18 protein-coding genes and 1 tRNA gene are annotated in these 19,831 nt (G+C 71.4%); 14 read left to right on the forward strand and 5 right to left on the reverse strand.

What is annotated here, in order from left to right:
* Positions 1-26: 26 nt before the first annotated feature.
* A complete protein-coding gene (locus ACFVVA_RS06170) occupies positions 27-1,352 on the reverse strand; it encodes an MFS transporter (RefSeq protein WP_387686190.1) in 1,326 nt (441 codons plus the stop codon).
* Between the two features lie 254 nt (positions 1,353-1,606).
* On the opposite strand from ACFVVA_RS06170, the gene ACFVVA_RS06175 reads away from it, so the two are divergent.
* Positions 1,607-2,263: a helix-turn-helix domain-containing protein gene (locus ACFVVA_RS06175; protein ID WP_359897566.1), complete on the forward strand. Its 657-nt coding sequence runs from the start codon at positions 1,607-1,609 to the stop codon at positions 2,261-2,263.
* A gap of 42 nt (positions 2,264-2,305) precedes the next feature.
* Positions 2,306-2,800 carry a hypothetical protein gene (locus tag ACFVVA_RS06180; protein WP_387686192.1) on the forward strand — a complete coding sequence of 165 codons (495 nt, stop codon included), beginning with the start codon at positions 2,306-2,308 and terminating at the stop codon, positions 2,798-2,800.
* A gap of 71 nt (positions 2,801-2,871) precedes the next feature.
* Here ACFVVA_RS06180 and ACFVVA_RS06185 read toward each other — a convergent pair whose 3' ends face one another.
* On the reverse strand, positions 2,872-3,471 hold the full coding sequence (locus ACFVVA_RS06185) for a DUF2867 domain-containing protein (protein ID WP_387686194.1): 600 nt from the start codon (positions 3,469-3,471) through the stop codon (positions 2,872-2,874).
* A 125-nt stretch (positions 3,472-3,596) separates the two neighbouring features.
* Here ACFVVA_RS06185 and ACFVVA_RS06190 point away from each other — a divergent pair, with 125 nt between their 5' ends.
* Positions 3,597-4,157 carry a TetR/AcrR family transcriptional regulator gene (locus ACFVVA_RS06190; RefSeq protein ID WP_387686196.1) on the forward strand — a complete coding sequence of 187 codons (561 nt, stop codon included), beginning with the start codon at positions 3,597-3,599 and terminating at the stop codon, positions 4,155-4,157.
* 150 nt (positions 4,158-4,307) lie between these two features.
* Here the strand turns inward: ACFVVA_RS06190 and ACFVVA_RS06195 are convergent, their stop codons facing one another.
* A complete protein-coding gene (locus ACFVVA_RS06195) occupies positions 4,308-4,796 on the reverse strand; it encodes a YajQ family cyclic di-GMP-binding protein (protein WP_359897561.1) in 489 nt (162 codons plus the stop codon).
* 217 nt (positions 4,797-5,013) lie between these two features.
* Between ACFVVA_RS06195 and ACFVVA_RS06200 the strand changes: the two genes are divergently transcribed.
* A tRNA-Tyr gene (locus ACFVVA_RS06200) sits at positions 5,014-5,094 on the forward strand.
* 90 nt (positions 5,095-5,184) lie between these two features.
* On the opposite strand, the gene ACFVVA_RS06205 is transcribed toward ACFVVA_RS06200, so the two are convergent.
* A complete protein-coding gene (locus ACFVVA_RS06205; RefSeq protein ID WP_387686198.1) occupies positions 5,185-5,502 on the reverse strand; it encodes a hypothetical protein in 318 nt (105 codons plus the stop codon).
* A 152-nt stretch (positions 5,503-5,654) separates the two neighbouring features.
* On the opposite strand from ACFVVA_RS06205, the gene ACFVVA_RS06210 reads away from it, so the two are divergent.
* The 3 genes from ACFVVA_RS06210 to ACFVVA_RS06220 are packed head-to-tail and all read left to right on the forward strand — an operon-like array spanning position 5,655 to position 7,023.
* A complete protein-coding gene (locus tag ACFVVA_RS06210) occupies positions 5,655-5,789 on the forward strand; it encodes a hypothetical protein (RefSeq protein ID WP_387686375.1) in 135 nt (44 codons plus the stop codon).
* Positions 5,786-6,328, forward strand: a complete 543-nt coding sequence (locus ACFVVA_RS06215; RefSeq protein ID WP_387686200.1) for a hypothetical protein — start codon at positions 5,786-5,788, stop codon at positions 6,326-6,328. Before ACFVVA_RS06210 ends, ACFVVA_RS06215 begins: the two co-directional genes overlap by 4 nt.
* A complete protein-coding gene (locus ACFVVA_RS06220; protein WP_387686202.1) occupies positions 6,325-7,023 on the forward strand; it encodes an HAD family hydrolase in 699 nt (232 codons plus the stop codon). Before ACFVVA_RS06215 ends, ACFVVA_RS06220 begins: the two co-directional genes overlap by 4 nt.
* Positions 7,024-7,494: 471 nt before the next feature.
* On the opposite strand, the gene ACFVVA_RS06225 is transcribed toward ACFVVA_RS06220, so the two are convergent.
* Positions 7,495-8,685, reverse strand: coding sequence for an HNH endonuclease (locus ACFVVA_RS06225; RefSeq protein WP_387686204.1), 1,191 nt, complete (start codon positions 8,683-8,685; stop codon positions 7,495-7,497).
* A 632-nt stretch (positions 8,686-9,317) separates the two neighbouring features.
* Here ACFVVA_RS06225 and ACFVVA_RS06230 point away from each other — a divergent pair.
* The 7 genes from ACFVVA_RS06230 (at position 9,318) to ACFVVA_RS06260 (ending at position 19,529) form a co-directional block, all read left to right on the forward strand.
* Positions 9,318-11,150, forward strand: coding sequence for an APC family permease (locus ACFVVA_RS06230; RefSeq protein WP_387686206.1), 1,833 nt, complete (start codon positions 9,318-9,320; stop codon positions 11,148-11,150).
* A 472-nt stretch (positions 11,151-11,622) separates the two neighbouring features.
* Positions 11,623-11,712: a K(+)-transporting ATPase subunit F gene (kdpF, locus tag ACFVVA_RS06235; protein ID WP_097237446.1), complete on the forward strand. Its 90-nt coding sequence runs from the start codon at positions 11,623-11,625 to the stop codon at positions 11,710-11,712.
* A gap of 1 nt (position 11,713) precedes the next feature.
* Positions 11,714-13,378, forward strand: a complete 1,665-nt coding sequence (kdpA, locus tag ACFVVA_RS06240) for a potassium-transporting ATPase subunit KdpA (RefSeq protein WP_387686209.1) — start codon at positions 11,714-11,716, stop codon at positions 13,376-13,378.
* Positions 13,378-15,492: a potassium-transporting ATPase subunit KdpB gene (kdpB, locus tag ACFVVA_RS06245; protein ID WP_387686212.1), complete on the forward strand. Its 2,115-nt coding sequence runs from the start codon at positions 13,378-13,380 to the stop codon at positions 15,490-15,492. Before kdpA ends, kdpB begins: the two co-directional genes overlap by 1 nt.
* Before the next feature lie 21 nt (positions 15,493-15,513).
* Positions 15,514-16,149 carry a potassium-transporting ATPase subunit KdpC gene (kdpC, locus tag ACFVVA_RS06250; protein ID WP_380538590.1) on the forward strand — a complete coding sequence of 212 codons (636 nt, stop codon included), beginning with the start codon at positions 15,514-15,516 and terminating at the stop codon, positions 16,147-16,149.
* Between the two features lie 121 nt (positions 16,150-16,270).
* Entirely contained in the window at positions 16,271-18,862 is a 2,592-nt protein-coding gene (locus ACFVVA_RS06255; RefSeq protein ID WP_387686215.1) for an ATP-binding protein, read from the forward strand.
* On the forward strand, positions 18,855-19,529 hold the full coding sequence (locus tag ACFVVA_RS06260; protein WP_387686218.1) for a response regulator: 675 nt from the start codon (positions 18,855-18,857) through the stop codon (positions 19,527-19,529). The genes ACFVVA_RS06255 and ACFVVA_RS06260 overlap by 8 nt, the downstream gene beginning before the upstream one ends.
* Positions 19,530-19,831: the final 302 nt, after the last annotated feature.

Below are 19,831 nucleotides of genomic sequence, written 5' to 3' on the forward strand. Positions count from 1 at the left end.
GGGTGAGCGGCGGCCGACCCGGGGCGTCAGTCCTGCCGGTCGGCCGACTCGGCAGACTCGGTGGACTTGGTGGATTCAGCGGATGCGGCGGATCCGGCGGACTCGGCAGCGGGCCACACGGCGCGCCGCAGCGTGCGGCTCGCGGTCGCGGCCAGCAGGGCGGCGGCGAGCAGGGCGCTGATCCCGACCAGCACGGTGGCGGGGGAGGACCGGTCCAGCAGCAGGCCGGTGACGAAGCTCCCGGCGGGCATGCCGGCGGCGAGCAGCGTCATGGTCGCCGCGATCACCCGGCCGCGCAGCGCGTCCGGCACCTGGCGGAAGACCAGCAGGTCGAGCATCACCCGCAGGGTCGGCACGCCCACGCCGAACACGAACAGCGCGGCGAAGACGGTCGGCGCCCCGCCGGGCAGCAGCGGCGCCAGCGGGACCGGCACGGCGCTCCAGGCCACCGCCAGCAGCAGCACGCCGGGGCCCGCCAGCCGGTGCAGCCGGGCGACCAGGGCGGTGCCGGCCAGCGCCCCGACCGCCTCGCCGGCCAGGGCCAGGCCGATCCCGGTGCCGCCGGTGCCGTGCTCGCGCAGCAGCACCATGACGGGCAGCAGCAGGGCGGTCCCGGCGAGATTGATCACCAGCAGGACGGCCAGAGCGGGCCGCAGCAGCGGGGACGCGGCGAGGACGCGGAAGCCCGCCAGGGCGCTGTTCCCGGTGGACGGGTCGGCATCCCCGGACTCGTGCGGGCTGGGGAAGCGCACCGCGACGGCGGCGGTCACCGCGAGCAGGGAGGCGAGCGCGGCGCCGAGGAAGGGGACCGCATGGCCGAGCCCGAACAGGAACCCGGCCAGTGGCGGTCCCGCCAGCGAGGCCCCGCTCATTCGGGCCTCGTCCTGGGCCAGGGCCTGGGAGAGCTGCTCCGGCGGGACCACCGAGCGCAGCGCGAGCAGCCGGACCGGGCCGCCGTAGGCGATCGTCGCGCCGATCACGGCGGCGACCAGCAGCAGGTGGACCAGGTTCGGCGGGCCGAACGCCAGGGCCACCGGGACGCTGGCGAGGGCGAGCAGCCGGGCGCTGTCGGCGGCGATCAGCACCCGGCGGCGGTTCACCCGGTCGGCCACCACGCCGCCGTGGACGCCCAGCAGCAGGGTGGCGGCCATCTGCACGGCGCCGAAGGCTCCGGCGGAGGTGGAGGAGCCGGTGAGTGCGAGGACCAGCAGGGGGAAGGCGGTGTCGCCGATCACCATGCCGAGGGTCGCGGAGGCCTGACCGGCCCAGAGGGCCTGGAACCGCAGGTTGCGCCGCAGCGGTACGAGCGGCGGCGGTGGTACGGGCGACGAAGGAACGGGCGACGAAGGCACGGACGGGGAAGGCGCGGGCGGCGAGGGCGCGGCCGGCGGGGCGCCGGCAGGTCCGGGGTGCTCCATCGCCGCTGTCGTCGTCGGTTGGTCCGTCATGTCCCGCCCCCATCGTTCGCGATTGCCGCAACCATTCACGTCTGCATGAATGATGTCGTAGGCGTCATTGGTTTCGCAAGGGTGATTGATGGCTCAGTGGTGAGCGCTCACCGGGGCGTGATTGCGAACGGAGCGGCCGATCTGGAAGGGTGGCCCCCGTGGTCGAGCACACACCGGAGGCCGCCGACAGCGGCGAGCAGCAGCCCGTCACCTGGGTCAAGGAACGCCAGGTGTCCGACGTCGCGGTGCTCAAGGCCCTGGCCGACCCGCTGCGCCTGGCCATCCTCGGCGCGCTGCAGTCCTCCGAGGACCGTCCGCTGACGGCCAAGGAGCTCGCCGCCACGCTCGACGAGCCGCAGACCAAGCTCTACCGGCACATCAAGCAGTTGGAGAAGGCCGGGCTGGTCCTGGTGGCCGGCACCCGGCTGGTCTCGGGCATCGTGGAGAGCCGCTACCGGGTCGCCCAGGGGGCGATCCGGCTGGCCCCGGAGATGTTCACCGCCGACTCCCCGGCCCGCTCCGAGGCGTACGAGGCCGTCGTGGCCGCGATGGACCGGGTGCGGTCCGACTTCCGCGCCAGGATCGCCGAAGGCCGGCTGGACTTCGGCCGGCCGCCCGGTGGTTCAGGCCCGCCGTCCGGACTGTTCGCGGACTTCGCGCTGCGGCTCAGCCCGGACCGGCTGGACCGGCTGCGATCCCAACTGGCCGAAATCTTCGACGAACTGAACGAAGAAGGGCCGAGTGCGGCCGAGGATGCGCTGGATGTGACCGTCTTTACCCTGCTCTACGGTCTCCGACCGGGCACGGAATCATAAATTCCGGGTCGTCTGTCGGTGCGGTGGGACACCATGTCCGCCATGTCCTACGAACTCCAGGCGCTGATAGGAACACGGGAGCTGCTGACGGTGGCGGCGGCGGAGGTTCCGGCGGCCCGGGTGGTGCCGTTGGCGCAGGGGCTGGCCCTGATCCCGGTCACCTCCGCCGTCCTCACCGCGCTCCAGGGGGACGGCGTCCTGCGCAGGCCCGGCGGCGGGGCCGGGCCCGGCCGGTACGCGGACGGCTTCGAACTCCGGCTGGCCGCCTGGTCGAAGGCCGGGCCGATCGCCCGCGTCGAGGCGCGGTACTTCGGTGGCGGCGGCACCCAGCGCGCGGCCGTCTGGGTGGACGGCGCGGTCACCCTCGGCCCGCTCACCATCGGCGAGTTCGAGCCCGCCCCGGCCGAGGGCACCCCGATCTCCCGTGCCCTGCGGCAGATCGGCGCCCGTACCGAGGAGGGCCGGACGGACGAGTTCGAGTCGGTCGGCCTGGGCCGGCACCGCAGCACCGGCGGCTGGGCGGAGCCGGCCGACTGACCCCGCCGCCGCAGTTCGTGATCGTGCCCGTGTCCGCGCTTGTGCCTGGGGCGGTGCCCGTCCCCGTGCCGTCAGTGCGGGGTGGGTGAGTCGGCCTGCCAGCGCCGGCCGATGGAGCGCAGCAGGGCCGGATAGACGCCGAGGTACCGGAAGGGCTTGATGGCGGCCATGTAGAGGTGGCCGAGGAGCCCGTTGGGCTTGACCAGGACGGCCATCTGGGCGCGGTACGCGCCGCTGCCGGGAGCGGTCTCGACCCAGCCGAGGTGGAGGATGCCGTGGACGGTGCGGTTGGCCGTCTCGGCGGTCCACTCGTCGTGGAGCAGGTAGACGGAGCGAAACGGCGCGGAGCGGGTGTCGGGGCCGCGCGGGGCGTCCCGGAGATCGGCGGGGAGGCGGTCGCGGAGGGTGGGGACGCGGGTGCCGAGGCCGGCGTCGGGCTTGTCCCAGCCGAGCAGGGCGCCGAGCTTCCAGCGGGCCGCGAAGAGGAGACGGACGACGGGGGAGGCGGACATCGGGGCGCCGGTGCCGCTGGCGAACTGCTCGACCAGGCGGGCGAGGTCGTCGGGGCCGCCGGGGGTCGGCAGGGCCCACACGTCCTCCAGGCGGAAGTCGGGGGCGATCTCGTGGATCCGCCACGGGCGGGAGGTGTGTGCCGTGCGGGGGAGTCTCATCTGCGTGCCCCTGTCTGTACGGTGCCGTATAGATCCAGGCTAGACCCGTGTGTACGGTGGCGTATACGCAAGGGCGTGAGCGTGAGGAGCGACACAGTGGAACGAGACGCGGCGAGGGGCCCGGCATGGGCGTGACGCGGACGCCGCGCGCCCGGTGGATCGAGGAGGGGCTGCGGGCGCTCGCGGCCGGCGGCCCGGAGGCGGTGCGCGTCGAGCCGCTCGCCCAGGCGCTCGGCGTCACCAAGGGCGGCTTCTACGGATACTTCCGCAACCGGGGCGCGCTGCTCGACGAGATGCTCGACACCTGGGAGCGGGAAGTCGCCGAGGGAGTGATCGCCCAGGTCGAGGACGAGGGCGGCGACGCCCGGACCCGGCTCGGGCGACTCTTCGCGATCGCCGCCACCAGCGGCGACGGGCCCGTGACCGGCACCACCGTCGACCTGGCGATCCGCGACTGGGCGCGGCGCGACGAAGCGGTCGCCGAACGCCTGCGCCGCGTGGACAACCGCCGGATGGCCTACCTGCGTTCGCTCTACGCGTCGTTCTGCCCCGACCCGGACGACGTCGAGGTCCGCAGCCTGATCAGCTTCTCGCTCCGGATCGGCCACCACCTCCTCGCCGTCGACCACGAGGGCCGCAGCCGCGCCGAGGTGATGGAACTGACCCGCGATTGGCTCCTGCGCTAGAGCCTGTCTCCGGCCGGCCGGGCGGCCGGCCGGGCACATGGAAAGCGGGCACGGAAAACGGGGGCGCGGCACCGAAGAAGGTCCGGTGCCGCGCCCCCGTTGTGTCCCGCAGCCGCTCGGAGCCTGCGTCGCCGCAGGCCGGGGCCGGTGCTAGCGGTAGTTCACGTACTGGAGCGCGAAGTCCAGGTCCTTGCCCTTGAGCAGGGCCTGCACGGCCTGGAGGTCGTCGCGGCTCTTCGAGCTGACGCGCAGCTCGTCGCCCTGGACCTGCGCCTTGACGCCCTTCGGGCCCTCGTCACGGATGATCTTCGCGACCTTCTTCGCGTCCTCCGTGGTGATGCCCTCCTTGACGTTGGCGAAGATCTTGTACTCCTTGCCGGACAGCTGCGGCTCGCCGGCGTCCAGAGCCTTCAGCGACAGGCCGCGCTTGATGAACTTGGTCTGCAGGACGTCGAGGATGGCGCGCACGCGCTCCTCGCCGTTCGCCTTCATCTCGATCTTCTCGGCGGTGCGGCTGATCTCGCCGCCGACGCCCTTGAAGTCGAAGCGCGTCGCGATCTCACGGGAGGTCTGGTTGATCGCGTTGTCGACCTCCTGCCACTCGACCTTCGAGACGATGTCGAAACTGGAGTCGGCCATGGGTGTTGGTCTCCTTGATGCTCTGGCTTCACTGGCACGGCCCGCCCTCGCGGGCGTCCGGAGTCCCAGCCTATCCAGCGCCACACCGGCCCCGCCCGTACCGCCCGCCCGCGGTTCCTTGATCATTGCGTGATCTATCGAGTGGCGGAGCACCCCCCGGCATCGGGTATGGTTTACCAAGTCGAACGGGGTGAACACCCCGGGAAACAAAGATCCTGGCTGGTTGCCCGAGCGGCCAAAGGGAGCAGACTGTAAATCTGTCGCGCAAGCTACGCAGGTTCGAACCCTGCACCAGCCACAGGATAGAAAAGCGGTCCCTGACCTGCGGAAACGTAGGTGAGGGGCCGCTTCTTCGTTTATTTGCAACTAGGTGGTTGCAGTGCCCCGTTCAGGTGGCTTGTCGCACTTTGCGCCACTCGAATCCCACCGCTGACCACCTCATACGGACCAGCGGCGGACCAGGATCCGGAGCCGACGGCGTCGGACGGTTCAGGATGAGCCGCTTCGAGATCAGCTCGTTCGCGTACTCGACGCTGCCGTGCAGGCACTTCGCGTAGACCCGCAGCAGGACGGCCACGCTGCGCCCCGCCCGCCGGGCGACCTCCGTCGGGTCGACCCCGGAGTTCAGCCCAAGCGAGATCCCGGCATGCCGCAGGTCGTACGGCCGCTTGCCGAGCTTCGTGGCGCAGTCGGCCGGCGACAGCACCTCGGTGCGGGCCCGCTGCCAGACAGCCGCCCGTCGGGCACTGTGCCGTACAGCTCGATGTGCTCCCGCAGCAGCTTCACCAGCTCGGGCAGCCAGGGTTCGAGCCCGGCGACAAGCTGCTTTCCGGCCCCGAGCTGGCTAAGCACTTCGGCGTGGCGCGTGGCACGGTGGACAAGGCACTCGACCTGCTCCGCACCGAGGGGCTGATCGTGACCCGGACAGGGAGCGCACCTCTCGGCCGCTCGGGCTGCAGTCGCACCCGGAGGCGGCCTTCGAGCAGCAGGTGAGCCCGTTCTCCAGCGAGACGCTGCACAACGCGCTCCAGGAGCCGCTCGACAAGGTCCGCTCCGGGCGGCTGGCACCGGAGTCCATCACGGTCCGCCTGCTGCTGCCGGACACCACGGCGCCCATGGCGGTGCCGGTCCTGGTCGACGGGCTCCAGGACGAGGCCGCCCTCCGGCAGCGCGCCCGCAACATCGCCCTGACGAACGCCGGCGGGATCGCGCACTCGGTGGAGATGCTGGCCGAGCTGGGCCTGGTCCAGAAGGCGAGCGTCCAGGTCAAGGTGCACCGGGCGTCCAGCCGGTTCGAGCTGTACATCCTGAACCGGTCGGAGGCGTTCTTCGGCTTCTACCCGCTCCGCGAGCGCACCGTGGCGATCGACGACACGGCCCACACCTTCTACGACGTGACCGACAAGGACACCAGCTTGTTCCACCACGCCGCCGGCCCGGACGACGCCTCGCTGGGATCGCAGTACGTCCAGCAGGCCCAGATGTGGTTCGACAGCGTGCGGTCCACGATCGCCTACGAGCGCCAGCCGTGACCGCCACCCCGCATCAACTCGCCGACGTCCTGTGGCCGGTGAAGCACATCCTCCTCGACTTCGACGGCCCGGTGTGCTCGGTCTTCGCCGGCCTCCCCGCCCCTGAGGTCGCGCGCCGACTCCGTGAGGACCGGCTCGCCACCGGCGAGCCGGTCCTGGCCGGGGCGGAGGAGGAGAGCGACCCGCTCGCCCTGCTCCGGCTGATCTCGGAAGCTCGCCCCGATCTTACGGAGAGCACGGATGCGGAGCTGGCCGCGCTGGAGACCGAAGCCGTTCGGGTCGCTCGCGCGACTCCGGGCGGAGAATCGGTTCTCCAGGCATGTGCCCGCTCCGGCCGTCTAGTCTCCGTGGTCAGCAATAACGCGGGCGTGGCCATCGAGGCATATCTCGCCGAACGCGGCCTCAGTCGCTACGTGGCTGGTGTCTTCGGACGCACCCCGGGCGATCCCTCCTCCATGAAGCCGAACCCGCGCCTCCTGCTCGAAGCGATGGAAGCCGCGGGCACTGCACCGGGGCACTGCATCTTCATCGGCGACGCGGCCCGCGACGTCGAGGCCGGGGAGGCTGCTGGCGTCCCGATGATCGGATACGCCAACAAGCCGGGGAAGGACGTCAATCTGGCGGCCGCTGGTGCCGTGGTGATCGCGGACTCGATGGAGCATCGCGGACGCCCTGACCTAATGTCCAAGTTCTGATCAAGCAACAGGCTGGTCAGCGGCGGGGCGTACCCCTGACCTGCTGACCAGCTCGTTTGCCTGCGGCCTCACGGCTCCGGCCGTTGTGGAGGGGGCCAGCTATGTTCGAGCCGGGCCAGGGTGGGGTGTCACCGGTCGTCGTGTGAGCCTTCGCCATCTGCGTTAGGGGCAGGCAGGATGGCCTCTAGATTGCGAGGGAGTTCAAGCTTGTAGCGAGCAGCGATCATGCCAAGCTGAATCCCGAAGACTGCCCGAAGCTCACCGGTAGATTCCCCGTCTGATGACCAGATCGAGAAGAGGTCACAGTTCCTGGCGGATGACGCGTTGAATCGGGTTTGGAGCCTATAGTCACTGGGTTCTCTAGGTCGGCATTATCGCTGCCTTTGGGTCAGTGATCACGCTACCTGCCGAGTGCAGCAACGCAGAAGCCCCGCACCGAACGATGCGGGGCTTCTGGCGTGCCCAGTCTGTCTACCGGTCTACCGGTACTTCCGCCTCGCGGCCGGTGCAGCGCAGCCACTCGTTGAAGCGCCATAGAAGAGCCTCTGGGTGCGGTTGGCGGTCCAGGTCAAGCTTTGGGTGCACGATACCCATGGCTTCCAGGCTTGGCCCGCCAGGGCGCGCCTCTGCGGTCAGGGTGTCGGGGTTGATGGCGAAGAGGTGGGCGTCAAAGGCCCTGTGAAGCGCCGCGTTCATCGGCAGGCCGTTGCGGGCGTCGGAGGTGCCGCCGTCGGCGTCGCCTCGGAGATGGGCTGCTTCGACCATCTGGGGAATCGCGATCCCCGAGAGCGAGCAGCGTGGACCATACCGCTGGAACACTTCGAGTTTGAATCGCGCCTGGTCCGGTCGTGTGACCACGGTCCCGTTCCGTCGGCGGCGCCTGTTGCCTTCGAGCTGGAACGGCTGCTCCTCTGAGCGGTCGTGGTCCAGGACTTGCACGGGCGGGGTCTCACCGAAGTTGACCAGGAACAGGCTGCTCTCGTCCTCCCAGCCCTCTACCCATGCAAGGTGTACGCCTCGGAGGTCGCCACGCTCGGTGACTACAAACAGGGGAAGTCGGAGCGTGGCGGCCGCCTTCGTGGCGTTGACTTCACCGAGGTCACGGCCCGGTTGCCGTGTGACTGGGTAGTGGTACAGGGCTCCGTTCTCGTTCAGGTCGTCAGGGTAGTGCTGGCCGGTGTGCTTGAGGCCGATCGTCACGCCGTCGGGGTGGATCTTCTGGGTGCGGGACTTGTCCGTCCAGATGCCCCGGTAGTTGCCGTATGCACCTACTGAGCGGACGATGTCTGCGGTGACTAGCCCTGAGCTGTCCCGCCGTGCGAGCAGATTCCGCCACACAGCCAGGCGCCACTCCCGCTCTGCGACTACGGTCTCCGTGTGGCTGTTCAGGACCGTAAACCCCATGGCGCGCAGTACGGGGTTCGCGGCCGCCTCGCCACCATCGAATTGGTCGTTCGACAACGCGCCGCTTGTCCGATGCTGGTAGCCGTAAGCGACGCCAGCGATCGCCTTGGCGTCGTACAGCAGGTCAGCGTGGCTGAGGTAGTACTGCGTTGAGGGACCGAACCCGTACCTGCCGCGGAAAGCCTGCCCGCCCAAGTCGTTGTACTCAGCGAGTGCCCTCTCCACCGCGGTGGCACTCGTCAGGTCCCTGATTCCCATGGCCCACCCTTAGGTCTCGACTGGCGACGTGAGCCTACTAACTTCAACCTTCGGAGATCAGTTCCCTCGTCGAGTGTGAGGCAGGACTCAGCATCACTGGCGTCCAAGATCCGGGCCAGTCATGGACCAGAGGCCCCCGTGTATGGGACGCAAGATGACTCCATGCAGGTCAGGGCACTCGACCCACCGGTTCGCGCAGCAGACTGTAAGTCTGTCGCGCAAGCTGTGCAGGTTCGAACCCTGCACCAGCCACAGGGTGGAGAAGCAGCCCCCGATCTGCGGAGACGCGGATCGGGGGCTGCTTCGTTGTGTTCCGGCGGTTCCGTGGGGGCGGGGCCGGCCGGGCTACTTATTGCACATTGCTTGCAATTACGGGTAGCAGGCAGCAGAGTGGGGGCCGGGGGTGGGAGTCCTTCGACAGAGCTGATCGTCTTCCCAGCCGGCGACCGCCGGGACAACGGCTCGCCCCACCCCCGCCAACAGCCACCGGATGGGGCCGGCGCGGCGCGGCCGCCGCGTCAAGGGCGCGTCAAGGGCGCTCGTGGCGGCGTCAGGAACGCGTAGGGCCCGCCGGGGCGGCGGGTGCGCGGACCGCAGGATCGGACCAACTACCGACTGCGGAGGTCCGTCCGATGTCCAGCGCCACCACCACCCCGGCCGTCACGGCCGAACCCGAGCCGCCGGACACCGGTACGGGCGACGAGCGGCACCGGCTCAGCGCGCTCGGCGGGCTGGCCGCGCTCTCGCTGGACGCCATGGCCTCGGTCGCGTACGGGCCGGAGTCGATCGTGCTGGTGCTCGCCGCCGCCGGGGCGTACGGGCTGGGCTTCACGCTGCCGGTCACCGCGGCGATCGCCCTGCTGCTGGCGGTGCTGGTCGCCTCCTACCGGCAGGTGATCGCGGCTTTCCCGGATGGTGGCGGCTCCTACGCGGTGGCCAAGGCGCACCTGGGCCGCCGGACCGCGCTGACCGCGGCTGCCTCGTTGGTCGTCGACTACGTCCTGAACGTCGCGGTCTCGGTCACCGCCGGCGTCGCCGCGCTCACCTCGGCCGTCCCTGGCCTGTACGACGACCGGGTCTGGCTCTGCCTGGGCGTGCTCGCGCTGGTCACCGCGGTGAACCTGCGCGGGATCGCCGAGTCGGCGCGCTGGTTCATGGCGCCGACCGCCGTCTTCGTGCTCTCCATCCTGGCGATCGTCGTGGTCGGGCTGTTCCGGGACGGCCCGGCCAGCACCGCGGCCGCCGCGGGCCACGCCTCGGCGCTCGCCGAGAACGCCACCGCCGTCGGCGCGCTGCTGCTGCTCAAGGCCTTCGCGGCCGGCTGTTCCGCGCTGACCGGCGTGGAGGCGGTGGCCAACGCCGTCCCCTCCTTCCGCACCCCGCGGGTCAGGCGCGCCCAGCACACCGAGGTCGCGCTCGGTGCCCTGCTCGGCGTGATGCTGATCGGGCTGGCCGTGCTGATCGGCCGCTTCCACCTCCAGCCGGTCGAGGGCGTCACGGTGCTCGCCCAGCTCGCCGACGCCTCGCTCGGCCACGGGTTCGGCTTCTACGTCGTCCAGTTCGCCACCGTGGTGCTGCTCGGGCTCGCCGCCAACACCTCCTTCGGCGGGCTGCCGGTGCTGCTCGACCTGCTCGCCCGGGACAACCACCTCCCGCACGTGTTCGCGCTGCGCGCCGACCGCCAGGTGTACCGGTACGGCGTGCTGTTCCTGGCCGCGGTGTCGGCGGCGCTGCTGGTCGGCTCCGGCGGGGACGTCAACAGCCTGGTGCCGCTGTTCTCCATCGGCGTGTTCGTCGGCTTCACCGTCTGCCAGGTCGGCATGGTTCGGCACTGGCTGCTGCACCGGCCGTCCGGCTGGCGGTGGAAGGCCGCGCTGAACGGTTTCGGCGCGCTGCTCACCGGCGTCGCGGCGCTGGTCGTCACCGGCACCAAGTTCACCGAGGGCGCCTGGGGCATCGTGGTGGCGCTGCCGCTGCTGGTGGTGCTGTTCGAGGCGGTCCACCGCAGCTACGCGCGGATCGGCGAGCGGCTGGAGCTGGGCCGGGTGCCCGGCCCGGTGACCAGGCAGCGCAGCCTGGTCGTCGTCCCGGTGACCGCGATCACCCGGCTGACCCGGGACGGCCTGTCGGCGGCGCTCTCGCTCGGTGACGAGGTGATGGCGGTGACGGTGGTGCACGAGCCGGCCGCCGCGGAGGCGCTGCGCCGGGACTGGGAGCTGTGGCGTCCGGGCGTGCCGCTGGTGGAGATCCCGGACGTCCACCGCCGGCTGGGCCGGCCGATCGCCGACTTCGTCAACGAGCTGGGGGCGGAGCACGCCTACGACCGGCTGACCGTGCTGATCCCCGAGGTGGAGCCGGCCCGCTGGTGGCAGCGGGCGCTGCAGAACCGGCGCGGCGCCGTGATCGACCGTGCCCTGCGGCGGCACACCGACGCGGTGGTCTGCCGGCTGCGCATGCGGATGTGATGAGGCGCGGGAACGGAGCGGCCCCGGACGGCAGACCGCCGTCCGGGGCCGCTCCGTTCCCGGCACGTTCCCCGCACGGCGACGCCCGACGAGTGCCGACGAGTGCCGCCGAGTACCGACGAGTGCCGACGAGTGCCGCCGAGTACCGATGAGTACCGACGAGCACCGCCGCCCGTCCCCCGCCGGATCTCGGCCCGATCACGACGGTCTCGGTCCGGTGAAGCGCCCGTCAAGGCCGCGTCAACGTCACGCCGTCACCCGTATGGAGGGCGTCAGGGCCCCATAACGCGCCCCTGACGGCTGGTTTGCTGCATCTGCCGGTCGTCCGCCGGCGCCGCGCGAGCCCTTCCGGCCCAGGTCGCGGCATCTCCCGAACCACTCTGGTGGAGCCCATGTCCGATCTCATCTACGTCGGTGTCACGGTCGCCGTGTTCGCCGTCATCGCCCTGATCGCGCGGGGGGTGGAGAAGCTGTGAGCGCCGAGAACATCGCTGGTCTGATCGTGGCCGTCGCCCTCGTCGGCTATCTCGTCGTCGCGCTGATCTACCCGGAGAAGTTCTGACATGAGCTCCACTCTCGCGGGCTGGCTCCAGGTCATCGCCCTCGTCGGCGCGCTGGCCCTGTGCTACCGCCCCCTCGGCGACTACATCGCCAAGCTCCTCACCTCCGCCAAGCACCTCCGGGTCGAGCGCGGCATCTACAAGGTGATCGGCGTCGACGGCGACGCCGATCAGCGCTGGCCGGCCTACCTCCGCTCGGTGCTGGCCTTCTCCGCCGTCTCCGTCCTCTTCCTCTACGGCCTGATCCGCCTCCAGGGCTACCTGCTGCTGAACCTGGGTGTTCCGCAGATGGAGGGCCACCAGGCCTGGAACACCGCGATCTCGTTCGTCGCCAACACCAACTGGCAGTCCTACGGCGGCGAGTCCGCGATGGGCCACCTGGCGCAGATGGCGGGCCTGGCGGTGCAGAACTTCGTCTCCGCGGCCGTCGGCATCGCCGTCGTCGCCGCGCTGATCCGGGGGTTCACCCGCAACAGGACGGACCGGGTCGGCAACTTCTGGGTGGACCTCACCCGGATCAGCCTGCGCCTGCTGCTGCCGATCTCGATCGTCTTCGCCCTGGTCCTGGCCGCCAACGGCGTGATCCAGAACTTCCACGGCTTCCACGAGGTCACCAACCTCGCGGGTGACGTCCAGAAGATCCCGGGCGGCCCGGTGGCCTCCCAGGAGGTCATCAAGCTGCTGGGCACCAACGGCGGCGGCTTCTTCAACGCCAACTCGGCGCACCCGTTCGAGAACCCGACCGGCTTCACCAATCTGGTGGAGATCTTCCTGATCCTGCTGATCCCGTTCGCGCTGCCGCGGACCTTCGGCCGGATGGTGGGGGACAACCGCCAGGGCTACGCGATCGTCGCCGTGATGGGCCTGTTCTGGGTCGCCTCGGTGGCCCTGCTGACCCTCGCCGAGTCGCAGCACCAGGGCAGCGCCCTGCAGGCCGCGGGCGCCGCGATGGAGGGCAAGGAGCAGCGCTTCGGCATCGCCGCCAGCTCGCTGTTCGCCGCCTCGACCACGCTGACCTCGACCGGTGCGGTGAACTCCTTCCACGACTCGTACACGCCGTTCGGCGGCGGGCTGACGGTCTTCAACATGATGCTGGGCGAGATCGCGCCCGGCGGTGTGGGCTCCGGTCTGTACGGGATGCTGGTGCTCGCGGTCGTCGCGGTGTTCGTCGCCGGCCTGATGGTCGGCCGCACCCCCGAGTACCTGGGCAAGAAGCTCGGCGGCCGGGAGATGAAGTTCGCCTCGCTGTACATCCTCACCACGCCGACGATCGTGCTGGTCGGCACGGGCGTGGCGATGGCCCTGCCGGGCGAGCGCGCCGGGATGCTCAACTCGGGCGCCCACGGCTTCTCCGAGGTGCTGTACGCCTTCACCTCGGCCGCCAACAACAACGGTTCGGCCTTCGGCGGCATCACCGTCAACACCGACTGGTACGACACCGCGCTCGGTCTGGCGATGATCTTCGGCCGTCTCCTGCCGATCGTCTTCGTCCTGGCGCTGGCCGGCTCGCTCGCCCAGCAGCAGCCGGTCCCGGCCACCCCGGGCACCCTGCCCACCCACAAGCCGCTGTTCGTGGGCCTGCTGTCGGGCGTGATCCTGATCGTCGTCGGCCTCACCTACTTCCCGGCCCTGGCTCTCGGGCCGATCGCGGAAGGTCTGTCCTCCTGATGTCCACCTCTACGCTCAACCCCGCACCGGCCGACAAGCCGGAGCCCGCCGCGCCGCACAGAGTGGCGAGCGGCCTGCTCGACCCGAAGCTGATCCTCGCGTCCCTGCCGGACGCGGTGAAGAAGCTCGACCCCCGGGTGATGATCAAGAACCCGGTGATGTTCGTCGTCGAGGTCGGCTCGGTGGTCACCACGGTCTCCGCGATCGCCGACCCGTCCGTGTTCGCCTGGGCCATCACCGTCTGGCTCTGGCTCACCACGGTGTTCGCGAACCTGGCCGAGGCCGTGGCCGAGGGCCGCGGCAAGGCCCAGGCCGACACCCTGCGCAAGACCAAGACCGAGAGCGTCGCCCGCCGGCTCACCGACTGGCCCGCCACCCGGGCCGAGGAGGAGGTGCCCGGCACCGCGCTGAGGCTCGGCGACCACGTGGTGGTCGAGGCCGGCCAGATCATCCCCGGCGACGGTGACGTGGTCGAGGGCGTCGCCAGCGTCGACGAGTCGGCGATCACCGGCGAGTCCGCGCCCGTCATCCGCGAGTCCGGCGGCGACCGCAGTGCCGTCACCGGCGGCACCAAGGTGCTGTCCGACCGGATCGTGGTGAAGATCGCCTCGGAGCCCGGCAAGTCGTTCATCGACCGCATGATCGCCCTGGTCGAGGGTGCCGCCCGGCAGAAGACGCCGAACGAGATCGCGCTCAATATCCTGCTGGCCTCGCTGACCATCGTCTTCCTGGTCGCGGTCGTGACCCTCCAGCCGATGGCCACCTACGCGGGCGCCCCGCAGTCGATGATCGTCCTGGTCGCCCTGATCGTGGCACTCATCCCGACCACCATCGGCGCGCTGCTCTCCGCGATCGGCATCGCCGGCATGGACCGGCTGGTGCAGCGCAACGTGCTGGCGATGTCGGGCCGCGCCGTCGAGGCCGCCGGCGATGTCAACACCCTGCTGCTCGACAAGACCGGCACCATCACCCTGGGCAACCGCCAGGCCGCCGAGTTCCTGGCCGCCCCGGGCGTGTCCACCGACGAACTGGCCAGCGCCGCGCAGCTCTCCTCGCTCGCGGACGAGACCCCGGAGGGCCGCTCGATCGTGGTCCTCGCGAAGACCGAGTACGGTCTGCGGGCCCGCGCCCAGGGCGAGCTGACCCACGCCACCTGGGTGCCGTTCACCGCCCAGACCCGGATGTCGGGCGTGGACCTGGACGAGGCCGAGGGCGTCCACCAGGTCCGCAAGGGCGCGGCCGGCTCGGTCTCCAACTGGGTGACCGAGAACGGCGGTTCGGTCGGCGACGAGGTCGCCGCCCTGGTCGACGGCATCTCCGCCGCCGGTGGCACCCCGCTGGTCGTCGCCACCAAGGTCGGCAGCGGGCCCGCCCGCGTCCTCGGGGTCATCCACCTCAAGGACGTGGTCAAGGAGGGCATGCGGGAGCGCTTCGACGAGCTCCGCCGGATGGGCATCAAGACCATCATGATCACGGGCGACAACCCGCTGACCGCCAAGGCGATCGCGGAGGAGGCCGGCGTGGACGACTTCCTCGCCGAGGCCACGCCCGAGGACAAGATGGCCCTGATCAAGAAGGAGCAGGAGGGCGGCAAGCTGGTCGCGATGACCGGCGACGGCACCAACGACGCCCCCGCGCTCGCCCAGGCCGACGTCGGCGTCGCGATGAACACCGGGACCATGGCGGCCAAGGAGGCCGGCAACATGGTCGACCTGGACTCCAACCCGACCAAGCTGATCGAGATCGTGGAGATCGGCAAGCAGCTGCTGATCACCCGCGGCGCGCTGACCACCTTCTCGATCGCCAACGACGTGGCCAAGTACTTCGCGATCATCCCCGCGATGTTCGCCGGGGTCTACCCGGGCCTGAGCCACCTCAACATCATGGGCCTGCACAGCCCGCAGTCCGCGATCACCTCGGCGATCATCTTCAACGCCCTGGTCATCATCGGCCTGATCCCGCTCGCCCTGCGCGGCGTGCGCTACCGCCCGTCCGACGCCAGCTCGCTGCTGCGCCGCAACATCGGGGTCTACGGCTTCGGCGGCCTGGTGGTGCCGTTCGTCGGCATCAAGCTGATCGACCTGATCGTCCAGTTCATCCCCGGCCTCAGCTGACGCAGGGAAGGAGAGAAAACCATGTCCAAGCCCCTGCCGACCATCCTCCGCACCCACTTCACCGCCCTGCGGGCACTCCTGGTGCTCACCGTGATCCTCGGGATCGCCTACCCCCTGCTGATCACCGGCATCTCCCAGGCCGCCTTCACCGACAAGGCGAACGGCTCGCCCGTGACGTCCGACGGCAAGGAGGTCGGTTCCAGCCTGATCGGCCAGAACTTCAACCTCCCGAAGAAGAACCCGGACGACCCGAAGGAGGAGGCCCGGCCGGACCCGAAGTGGTTCCAGCCCCGCCCCTCCGCGGCCGGGACCGGCTACGACGCCTCCTCCTCCAGCGCCAGCAACCTCGGCCCGAACAGCGAGGACCTGCTGAAGGCCGTCGAGGACCGCCGCGCCGCCGTCGCCGCGTTCGACGGCGTCGACCCGGCGAGCGTCCCGGCCGACGCGCTGACCGCCTCCGGCTCCGGCCTCGACCCGCACATCTCCGTCGCGTACGCCAAGGAGCAGGTCGACCGGGTGGCCGGGAACCGCGGCCTGCCGGTGGAGGCCGTGACCAAGCTGGTCGACGAGTACACCGAGAGCCGCTCGCTCGGCTTCCTCGGCAACGAGGGCGTCAACGTCGTGCTGCTCAACAAGGCGCTCAGCGAGCAGAAGTGACATCACCTCGCACAGACGGGTGACCGGGCCGGCCCGGGCGCGGGAGGAGACCTCCCGGGCCCGGGCCGGCCGACCCGCGTCCGCAGACGTGCACCACTTTTCGATGGAAAGAGCAGTGCCCATGGCCCGCGACCTCACCCCCGGCACCGGCAACCGCGGCGGCCGCCTGAGGGTGTACCTCGGCTCCGCGCCGGGGGTCGGCAAGACCTATCGGATGCTGGACGAGGCCCGGCGCAGACAGCAGCGCGGGGCCGACGTCGCGGTCGGGTACATCGAGTGCCACGGCAGACGCCACACCGAGGCCATGCTGGCCGGCCTGGAGGTCCTGCCACGGGTCCGGCGCGCCTACCGGGACGCCGAGTTCGACGAGATGGACCTCGACGGCGTGCTCGCCCGCCGCCCGTCCGTCGTGCTGGTGGACGAGCTGGCGCACACCAACGTCCCCGGCGGCCGGCACGCCAAGCGCTGGCAGGACGTCGAGGAGATCCTGGCCGCCGGGATCGACGTCATCACCACCGTCAACATCCAGCACCTGGAATCGCTGAACGACGTCGTCCGGAAGATCACCGGCATCCCGCAGCGCGAGACCGTCCCGGACGAGGTGGTCCGCCGGGCCGACCAGATCGAGCTCGTCGACATGGCCCCGCAGGCGCTGCGCCGCCGGATGGCCCACGGCAACGTCTACCGGGCGGAGAAGGTGGACGCCGCGCTCTCGAACTACTTCCGGGTCGGCAACCTCACCGCCCTGCGCGAACTCGCCCTGCTCTGGGTGGCCGGGCGGGTGGACGAGGGCCTGCGCGACTACCGGGCCAGCCACAACATCGACCGGGTCTGGGAGACCCGCGAGCGGGTCGTGGTCGCCCTCACCGGCGGCCCCGAGGGCGAGACCCTGATCCGCCGCGCCGCCCGGATCGCCGACCGCACGGCCGGCGGCGAGCTGCTGGCCGTCCACGTCTCCCGCAGCGACGGCCTGGCCGGCGCCTCCTCCGGCGCGCTCGCCCAGCAGCGGCAGCTGGCGGAGGCCCTCGGCGGCAGCTACCACGTGGTGGTCGGCGACGACGTCCCCACCGCGCTGCTCACCTTCGCCCGCGCCCACCACGCCACCCAGCTGGTGCTCGGCACCAGCCGCCGCGGCCGGATCAACCGCTTCCTCACCGGCCCCGGCACCGGGCAGACCACCGTGGACGCCTCCGAGGACATCGACGTCCACATGGTCACCCACGAGTTCACCGGCCGCGGCCGGTTGCCCTCGCTCGGCCGGCGCCACTCCCGACGCCGCACCTTCGCCGGCTACCTGGCCGGCCTGGCGGTGCCCTGGCTGCTCACCGCCCTGCTCTCCCAGGCGCACCACAGCATCAACCTGACCACCGACGCGCTGATCTTCCAGCTCGGCGTGGTCATCGTCGCCCTGCTCGGCGGAGCCGTGTCGGCCCTGCTGGCCTCGGTCGTCGCCTCGGTGCTGCTGAACTACTACTTCATCCCGCCGATCCACAGCCTGACCATCGGCGAGACCAACAACATCGTCGCCCTGGTGGTCTTCGCCGCCATCGCGCTCACCGTCTCCACCGTGGTCGACCATGCCGGCCGGCTCACCAGCCGGGCCGCCCGCGCCACGGCCGAGGCCGAGACCCTCTCCACCCTGGCGGGCAGCGTGCTGCGCGGCGCCGACGCACTGCCCGCCCTGCTGGAGAAGTCCCGGACGGCCTTCGGCATGCGGGCCGTCGCCCTGCTCTCGCGGGTCGACGGCGAGGCGCTCGCGCACTGCGCGGGGGACCACCGGGACGACGGCGACGGGCCGCACGAGACCACCGAGGTCCCGGTCGGCCCGGACGCCGTCCTGGTGCTCACCGGCCGCCGGCTGCCCGCCGCCGACCAGCGGGTGCTGACCGCCTTCGCCGCCCACGTCGCCGCCGCGCTGGAGCGCGACCGGCTGGCCGTGGTCGCCGCCGAGGTCGAGCCGATCAAGGCCGCCGACCGGATGCGCACCGCCCTGCTCGCCGCCGTCAGCCACGACCTGCGCACCCCACTGGCCGCCGCCCGCGCCTCGGTCGGCTCGCTGCGCAGCCCCGACGTCGAGTTCTCGCCCGAGGACCAGTCGGAGCTGCTCGCCACCGCCGACGAGTCGCTGGTCAAGCTCACCCGGCTGGTCGACAACCTGCTCGACATGAGCCGCCTCCAGGCCGGCGCGCTCACCCTGCACCTCACCGAGACCCACCTGGACGAGATCCTGCCCCGGGCGCTGGACAGCCTCCCCGACCCGTACGCGCCGGTCCAGCCGCTCGACCTGGAGACCACGCCACCGGTGCTCGCCGACCCGCCGCTGCTGGAGCGGGTGCTCGCCAACGTGATCACCAACGCGCTGCGGTACAACGCCCCCGGCGCGCCCGTCCTGGTCACCGCCAGCCACCACGCCGACCAGGTCGAGATCCGGGTGATCGACCGCGGCCCCGGCATCGCACCCGAGGACCGCGACCGGGTCTTCCTGCCCTTCCAGCGCCTCGGCGACACCGACAACACCACCGGCGTCGGCCTCGGCCTCGCCCTCTCCCGGGGCCTCGCCGAGGCGATGGGCGGCAGCCTGGAGGTCGAGGACACCCCGGGCGGAGGCACCACCATGCTGCTCACCCTGCCCGCCGCCACCACCGGGCCCGCCACCTCAGCCCCCGCCGCCACCGAGCCCGGACACCCCGGGGAGGAATCGCGACATGAGTGAGATCCTGGTCGTCGACGACGAGCCGGCCCTCCTGCGCACCCTGCGGATCAACCTCAGCGCCCGGCAGTACGCCGTCCGCACCGCCGCCAGCGGCGGCGAGGCGCTCGACCGCGCCGCGCACAGCGCCCCGGACGCCGTCCTGCTCGACCTCGGCCTGCCCGACCTCGACGGGATGGACGTGCTGCGCGGCCTGCGCACCCGCAGCGCGATGCCGATCATCGTGCTCTCCGGCCGGACGGACGCCGCCGACAAGGTGGGCGCCCTGGACGCGGGCGCCGACGACTACCTCACCAAGCCGTTCCTGATGGAGGAACTGCTGGCCCGGCTGCGCGCCGTGCTGCGCCGGCCGCCGGGCGGCGTGCCGTTGGGCCGGCCGGTGATCGGCGACCACACCGTGGACCTCGCGGCCACCGCGGTGAACGGCCCGAACGGTCCGGTCCGGCTCACCCCGACCGAGTGGCGCATCCTCGCCCTGCTGCTCGCCAACCCCGGGCGGCTGGTGCCCGGGCGGCAGATCCTGCGCGAGGTGTGGGGCCCGGCCCAGGAGGGGCGCGGCAACTACCTGCGGGTCTACTTCGCCGGCCTGCGCCGCAAGCTGGAGCGCGATCCGGCCCGGCCGCGGCATCTGATCACCGAGCCGGGGATCGGGTACCGGTACGTGCCGTGACGGACCGGCGGGCGAGCGCCGGCGCCGCCCTCGTCAACGAGCCGTCAAGAGCGCTCCGGTGGACGACAGGAGGGCGTCAAGACCGCCCGGGGGCGGCGTTCCGCGGGCGTAGTGTCGGTGTCGAACGAGCGGCCCGGCTCCGTGTGGGGGAGGCCCGGGTCCGCTCCGGCAGCCGTCCGAGGACGGCCAGCAGGTGGGGGAGGGGCGGGGGGGGGAAGGGCGCGCCCCCCCCGCCGCGCGGGCGGCCGCGGGGGCGCCCCCGCGAGGCCCCCCGCGGGCCCGCGCCCGCGCGGGGCCCGCCC

Origin of the sequence: Kitasatospora sp. NPDC058048 (genome assembly GCF_042885555.1) — a bacterium.
Classification (GTDB): Bacteria; Actinomycetota; Actinomycetes; order Streptomycetales; family Streptomycetaceae; genus Kitasatospora; species Kitasatospora lactacystinica.

Bases quoted from the DNA above. Each gene is read 5' to 3' on its own strand.
- ACFVVA_RS06255 (WP_387686215.1), top strand. From the start codon at position 16,271: ATGGCCCGCGACCTCACCCCCGGCACCGGCAACCGCGGCGGCCGCCTG.
- ACFVVA_RS06230 (WP_387686206.1), top strand. From the start codon at position 9,318: ATGTCCAGCGCCACCACCACCCCGGCCGTCACGGCCGAACCCGAGCCG.
- ACFVVA_RS06195 (WP_359897561.1), bottom strand. From the start codon at position 4,796: ATGGCCGACTCCAGTTTCGACATCGTCTCGAAGGTCGAGTGGCAGGAG.
- ACFVVA_RS06260 (WP_387686218.1), top strand. From the start codon at position 18,855: ATGAGTGAGATCCTGGTCGTCGACGACGAGCCGGCCCTCCTGCGCACC.
- ACFVVA_RS06225 (WP_387686204.1), bottom strand. From the start codon at position 8,685: ATGGGAATCAGGGACCTGACGAGTGCCACCGCGGTGGAGAGGGCACTC.
- kdpA (WP_387686209.1), top strand. From the start codon at position 11,714: ATGAGCTCCACTCTCGCGGGCTGGCTCCAGGTCATCGCCCTCGTCGGC.
- kdpC (WP_380538590.1), top strand. From the start codon at position 15,514: ATGTCCAAGCCCCTGCCGACCATCCTCCGCACCCACTTCACCGCCCTG.
- ACFVVA_RS06190 (WP_387686196.1), top strand. From the start codon at position 3,597: ATGGGCGTGACGCGGACGCCGCGCGCCCGGTGGATCGAGGAGGGGCTG.
- ACFVVA_RS06180 (WP_387686192.1), top strand. From the start codon at position 2,306: ATGTCCTACGAACTCCAGGCGCTGATAGGAACACGGGAGCTGCTGACG.
- kdpB (WP_387686212.1), top strand. From the start codon at position 13,378: ATGTCCACCTCTACGCTCAACCCCGCACCGGCCGACAAGCCGGAGCCC.
- ACFVVA_RS06185 (WP_387686194.1), bottom strand. From the start codon at position 3,471: ATGAGACTCCCCCGCACGGCACACACCTCCCGCCCGTGGCGGATCCAC.